Source organism: Pseudomonas sp. NPDC089396, from assembly GCF_044749545.1.
Taxonomy (GTDB): Bacteria; Pseudomonadota; Gammaproteobacteria; order Pseudomonadales; family Pseudomonadaceae; genus Aquipseudomonas.
Genome location: NZ_JBIVIC010000026.1, coordinates 1 through 4,891, shown reverse-complemented (window position 1 = coordinate 4,891; position 4,891 = coordinate 1). Strand labels below are relative to the sequence as shown.

General features: G+C 56.2%; 4 protein-coding genes and 1 pseudogene. All 5 read left to right on the top strand.

The features are described from left to right. Positions 1-92 precede the first annotated feature (92 nt). Positions 93-458, top strand: a pseudogene (locus tag ACIPZB_RS27125) (phospholipase D-like domain-containing protein); the annotation flags it as partial. Positions 459-541: 83 nt separating this feature from the next. After that, a complete protein-coding gene (locus tag ACIPZB_RS27120) occupies positions 542-1,717 on the top strand; it encodes a sel1 repeat family protein (protein WP_400643479.1) in 1,176 nt (391 codons plus the stop codon). A 130-nt stretch (positions 1,718-1,847) separates the two neighbouring features. Beyond that, positions 1,848-2,111 carry a PAAR domain-containing protein gene (locus ACIPZB_RS27115; RefSeq protein WP_400643478.1) on the top strand — a complete coding sequence of 88 codons (264 nt, stop codon included), beginning with the start codon at positions 1,848-1,850 and terminating at the stop codon, positions 2,109-2,111. An 83-nt stretch (positions 2,112-2,194) separates the two neighbouring features. After that, positions 2,195-3,334, top strand: coding sequence for a hypothetical protein (locus ACIPZB_RS27110; protein ID WP_400643477.1), 1,140 nt, complete (start codon positions 2,195-2,197; stop codon positions 3,332-3,334). A 10-nt stretch (positions 3,335-3,344) separates the two neighbouring features. Continuing rightward, positions 3,345-4,891 (top strand): ImcF-related family protein (locus ACIPZB_RS27105; protein WP_400643476.1); only part of this gene is annotated, 1,547 nt, incomplete at its 3' end.

Sequence of the window (4,891 nt, the reverse complement as noted above, 5' to 3'; positions counted from 1 at the left end):
CCTTGGTTATCCGATAATCAGCGGCTGAAAATCGGGCTTTTCGGCATCCCTAAGCCGCCCATTTCCGGCTGATGAGCAACTTGATCGGAGAATCCTTAGTGGCGCCGGATTCCCCTGCGGGGCAGCCGTGGACGCCGGTGTATATCCACTCGAAGTTGATGATTGTGAATGATGTGTTCTCCACGCATGGTTCGGCGAATATCAATACACGAAGTATGCAGGTGGACAGCGAACTGAACATTGCCCACGAGTGGGCGAGTGAGACGCAGAAGTTGAGGAGGCGGTTGTGGAAGCTGCATACGGATGGGGAGGGGATGCAAGATGATCCAAAAGAAGCGTTTATCGCTTGGCAGAAAATAATTGATAGCAATAAGGGCCTTGAAACAGAAAAAGGGAAGCCGAAATGTTCGCTAGTTGAATTTTATTATGAGAGCGCGCTGCTTAAGGATCTTGACTGATGCGATGCTTGTTAATTTTGCTGTGCTTGTTGTTTTGTGGTTGTGGTTCGGGCGCAGCTTCTACAAGCTTGAAGGAAAGATATATGAGTCTGAATAGCGTTACTCCCAGATTGGCATTCAATTGTTCCCATGAGAAAATTTCCGAACCGCCTCTTGATGCGGATGTGCTTTTCCGGTATGCGCGCTGGTTGCAGAGAAACAATCAACTCAAGCGCGATCCTACTGTCAATGTTGAAATCGAGCGCTTGTATCGTATCAGTGCTGAGCATGAACACTACAAGGCTAATATAAATTTGCAAAATGGCGCCATGCGTGGTCAATTCAAGTTGAGGGGATGGGAGCACTTGCGTCTAAGTGATAGTTTGATAAGTCAGAATATCGCAACGGGTTATTTATTTGTGTCGTATTTTCTCGAGCAGGGCTCAGCAGGGCTGCAGCAAGACTCAGAGATGGCGTTGCGCTACTTGCGCAAGGCAGCTGACGAAGGTAATGCGCAGGCCCAGTATGCTGTAGCGGAAAAGCTTGCTCCAATTGATATCGCTCCGAAAGTCGCTCGTCAAATGCGGCGCTGCGCTGCAGAGCAACGGCATGGTAAGGCTGCAGTTGCTTTAGCTGTAAACCTGCAACGCAAAGGTGAGTTCCGTGAGGCACTTGAAGTGCTCCAAATGGGAGTCGCTGGTGGTTACGAGCATGCTGCAGGGCATCTAGATGATGCTTTTCGTGGGCCTGAACCTTCCGATACGTTGGATTATTATGGCCAAAAGGAAGATCTGGATCGGGCCGAACGTTACAATGAAATATGGCGCGTTCTAGCTCGATATTCATACGCAGGTCCAGAAGTTCCAGAGATTAATGAGATTGTCCCGCTTCCCCCAGCCAAACTGCCGCCATGGGACGGCAAGCTGCAATGGCTGGAAGCCCGCCTGGCAAACATTCCGCCAGAGAAGCCCAGTGAAGCCCTGATCCATAAGTTGGCCAAGGAAAAGGCTCTCGACCCAGCCACCGGCAAACCCATGCCAGGCTCACCCGCCTTTAGCAAAGTCAACTTCCCAATTATGGTTTGCGCCAGTGGCCAGACTTGTCCTGAAAGTGGCTATTGGAAAGTAATGATCAATAGCTGGGAAGATCATATTCAGCATTTCAAAGAAGGTGAGGTCATGCCTACCTACCTGATGGTCTGGACGGAATATCGACCATGGCCCCTGCGGGACAAGAGGTTGCAGCGCCAAGAGCGTGTCGAGTGGGGGTTGCTGGGATAAAGGTACAGTATTTCTGGTGAATGTTGTTTTTGCCGCTGTCCTGAAGTTGGAAGCGCTGACTTCAAGTTGATGCGTTTTGAATTGTTTAGCTTCTATTGAGTTTTGGCTTTGTCATTGAAGAGGATGAACTATGCGCGGAATCATCCGTGTCGGCGATAAAACAACCGGGGGCGGCACAGTGCTCTCTGGCTCCAGCACGATGCAGTTCGGCGGTATCGCTGTCGCTCGCCAAGGCGATCCCGTGCAGTGCCCGTTACCTGGGCACGGTCGCACGGTGATAGCCGAAGGGCATGCGAAGTTCTGCGACGCTGGCTTGCCAGTGGCATTCAATGGGCATTTGTGTGCCTGTGGATGTGCGCTGATTAGTTCGCTGCCTGTAGCAGGGGCGAGCTGAGCATGCCCGTCAGAATGGATCAAGTCCTGCCCTTGGCTAAGCGACCGTCCGCGCCTCGGCCATGGGTTTGGGCGGCCCTCCTGATGCTGTTCCTGCTGCTGGCAGGGGGCGCAGAGGTGCTGTTTGCCGAGCAACCCCTGCACGAGCGGCCGCTGATGTCTTGGGGAATGGCGCTGGGAGGTGCGTTACTGGGCTGGTGCTTGTTGATGATGGGGCGCGTGCTGCTCTACCTCGGCCAGCACCGCGCAGCGGATGGCTGGGACCAGGCTCGTGAACAGGAGTGGACGGAGAAAATGGCTCAGGGCAGACGCTTCATGCAGGTTTTGAAGGTCAGCCTTTACACCGCGTTGCGGGCACCGGGGCAAACGCCTGAAGCTCAAGTTACTGCGCTGCTCGAAGGAACCAAGGTCATCAAGACCCAGCCTTCCTGGCGAGGCGAAGCAACTCGCCATAGTCGCCTTTGGGACGACCAGAAGAAGGTGCCAGAGGAAAACCTGCTGGACGCGTTGAGCCTGGTTCTGACAGAGCTGAGCGAGACCTTGGCGCTGTTGCCGGATGACACCCCGTTGGCCGTGATGTTGGAAAGCGACAGTGGCCTCCCAGAAGCCGTTCTGTCTCGACTGTGGCATCAAGCGTGGAGCGACTCGGGTATCCGGCAGCCTACTTCTGAAGTGCAAGGTCGCGGCCTCGACGGGGTGGATCAATGGCTAGACCAGCGTTCTGAAGATCGGTCATTGCTGCTGGTGGTGGCTTTTCAGGTAGCTCCCGAACAACCAATCGACACTGCCGAAGCCATTGCAGCGCTGCTGCTTGGCAATCCTCAAATGCCTTCAGCCTCCGCGCCAAAGGCCTATCTACATCGCCCCCAGCAGGCACTGGAAGCTTCCCGCGAAGCCTGGATTTGTGCTGTCGATCAATCCTTGCAATGGGCGTCTGCGCAAGCGACGACTATCGAACGCCTCTGGCGCGTGGGTAGCAACACTCAACAAGAACAAACCATCAATGCGGTGATGGCTGACCTGCCAATGGAGCACGACCACAACGTTCGCCACGTGGATTCCCTGCTGGGGCATCCGGGCAAGGTCTCACCTTGGTTGGCTGTTGCCGTTGCCGTTCAGGGTATCGAGCAGGGGATTGGCACACAGATCATTTTCAGTGGCAGCTCCGACGGTACGGAATTCTGGAGCACGGTAGTGACACCTGCTTCAGCGCGTGAAATATAGAGGCTCACACATGCAATCTCGACGAACGATAGGCTGGCTTGTGCTGCTGGGCATATTGCTGTTGATGGCGGTTTCGCTTGGCTGGTGGCTTTGGCACTACCAAACGACACGGGGCGTTGTGGCTATCGACCAACCGCAAACCAAAATGCAGCTGAGCTTTGTTGTTTCACTAGCCCTGGCAATGGTGTGCATGTGCGGTTTCTGGCTGATGGTTCGTTGGCGTGGTCATCGGGCCTACCACCGTCGTGAAGCTGATGGCCTTGTTGATGCACTTGAAGTTTCAACGGACATCCTCACGAAGGGTGACCACGTTGGCGCAATGATCCAAGCCATGCACGAGCAACACGGTCGGCTCTGGCGCCGCAAGGTGCGTGTGCTGTTGGTCTTTGGCGACGCTGAGCAGATTGATGCCATTGCCCCTGGGCTCGAACAGAAACGCTGGCTCGCAGATCAGCAGACCGTGTTGCTTTGGGTCGGCAGTGCAACGCAACCCGCACAACGGTTGATCGTATCCGACCTTCAAACGTTATTTCGTTGGCGTGCGCCTGACAGTGTCGTTTGGGTGATGAGCCCGGAACAGACCCATGATGCTGCAACGATGAGCCTTGGCGCACATCATTTGCGAGCTTTCGCCAGGCATCTGCGCTGGCAGTTGCCGCTGCACCTGTGGCAGCTCTGCACAAGTGAGTGGCCGCAGCTCGCTCGGAAGGTTGAACCGATTGGATGCCAGCTGGCACCGCACGCTCAAGGCAAGGATTTGCAGGCGAGTTTGCAGCAGCTGCAGCCAGCGTTGCGGGATCAAGGTTTGGCACAGCTTCAAAATAATCTCAGCCATGATTTTCTGCTGCGCTTGTCGCGTGACCTTGGGGCCGTGGGCGAGAAGCGCTGGCGCGCCGTACTGACCTCCCTGTCGGGTGGGTCTGCTGTGGTTTTGCGTGGACTGTGGTTCAGCTTGCCGGTGTCACGACCGGTCAGTACGGGGCTGGATCATCACTGGATTGCTGACCCGGCATGGCTCGGCGTGTGCAATGCCAAGACTCAATTTTCAAAGCGTTTGGCGTGGAGCCTACCCCAAGTCACTCAGGCCTTTGTCCTGCTCCTGCTTTCGGCATGGGGGTTGGGGCTGTTGCTGTCCTACGCCAGCAACCGCGCCGAAGTTGGCCGGGTAGAGGCGGCATTGGCGACGCTGCAGCAACCGGCTGAAGGCCACGATTCACGGGTCGCCTTGACTGAACTGGTCCGCGAGCTATCGCGCCTTGACTACCGCACCGAACACGGCGCCCCCTGGTACCAGCGCTTCGGCCTGGACCGCAGCGGGGCTCTGCGCGATGCGCTGTGGCCGCACTACGTGCAAGCCAACCAGCGGCTCCTGCGCGACCCAACGGCGTCTTCCCTACAAGCCCAACTCAATACCCTGGTCAAACTGCCCCCGAACAGTCCTGAGCGCAGCAAGCGGACCCGGGAAGCCTACAACCAGCTCAAGGCCTACCTCATGCTGGCCCGCCCCGAGAAGGCCGATGCGACGTTCCTGGTCCAAACGCTGGGCAATACCGAGCC

Excerpts from the sequence above, each read along its gene's own strand:
- ACIPZB_RS27120 (WP_400643479.1), top strand. The coding sequence starts at position 542 with ATGAGTCTGAATAGCGTTACTCCCAGATTGGCATTCAATTGTTCCCAT.
- ACIPZB_RS27115 (WP_400643478.1), top strand. The coding sequence starts at position 1,848 with ATGCGCGGAATCATCCGTGTCGGCGATAAAACAACCGGGGGCGGCACA.
- ACIPZB_RS27110 (WP_400643477.1), top strand. The coding sequence starts at position 2,195 with ATGCTGTTCCTGCTGCTGGCAGGGGGCGCAGAGGTGCTGTTTGCCGAG.